Below are 1134 nucleotides of genomic sequence, written 5' to 3' on the forward strand. Positions count from 1 at the left end.
CGCCCTGTAGCGGCTGGACGCGGAAGGGCCCGGCGGAGCAGATGCTCCGCCGGGCCCTTCCGATCAGTTCGTCTCGGCGCTCGAACGGACTACGGTCCGACGGCAAGCAGGCTCGCCAGATCCGTGGCGGTGGCCGGCCCGACGTAGGGAACCAGGGCGTCGTAGATGTAGGTCGACATGTCGTGACTCCGTTCGATTGCTGCGTCGCTGCCGGTTTTGTCCGGCGCAGGCCACAGCGTATAGGTGTTGCAGCGCGTTTGCCACCGCCTTCGCGTCATTCGACCGGCTGGCCGACGGCCGCGGCGTCCCTCACCTCGGCCACCGCCGCCCGGAGCAGGTCCTCGTAGGTGTCGACGTCCGTCATCACCGACGGGCTGGTCACGATGCTGAGCGTCACCGTCTCGCCGATGCCGTGCACCCCGTGCGTCAATCCCATGAACTGCGACAGCGCCGGGAAGCCCGCGGTGAACCGCACGCGGGCGCCGCCCAGCGTCAGGTCGGCGGGCCCGCGGGCGACGCTCGAGACGACGGTGTGTCCGGTCACCGTGTCCGGGACCGCTGTGAAGTCGAACTGCTCGACCCCGCGGCGCGCGAGCGCGGCGGGGATCGCGGCCATCGCACGATCCTCCGCCGCCCGCGCCGGATGATCGCCGCGCAGCCGCCGCGTCCGCAGCGACTGGGCGATCGACTCGGCCCGTTCGCGCGGATCCTCGACGTCCGGGAACAGGTCGACGGCAAGGTTGCGGAAGTGGTTGCGCGCCAGCGCCGGTCCGGACTTGGCGACCGTCACCTCGGCGGCCAGCCCCTCGTCGACCGCGATCCCGTGCAGACCCAGGTACCGGGTCAGGGCCATCGAGATCGCCGTCATCGCACCGACGGTGACGCTCGTCCCCGCCCCACGCAGGTCGGCGGCGTCGAGGACCACGGTTCGGATCGTCCGATACTCGTTCGGCCTGGCGTTGGTGGACAGCTTGGGCAGGCTCGGCGGCTTCGCGGGCACGAGACCGGCCTCGGTGTCGCGTTCGAGTTGCCGGTGCGTGCGGTGCGCCGGCCCGGCACGGCGGATCGTCTCGACGACCTGCACCGGCAGTCGCGCGGCGGCGGCGGCGAGCGCGACCGCGGGCCGCCACGGCC

Annotated in this window: 1 protein-coding gene; it reads right to left on the reverse strand. The window is 72.3% G+C overall.

All coding sequences use genetic code 11. The features are described from left to right. Window positions 1-274 precede the first annotated feature (274 nt). The coding region (locus ACFXGJ_RS24470; protein ID WP_378625867.1) for a WS/DGAT domain-containing protein at window positions 275-1134 on the reverse strand (860 nt) is incomplete at its 5' end.

Origin of the sequence: Rhodococcus sp. NPDC059234, from assembly GCF_042754225.1 — a bacterium.
Classification (GTDB): Bacteria; Actinomycetota; Actinomycetes; order Mycobacteriales; family Mycobacteriaceae; genus Rhodococcus_G.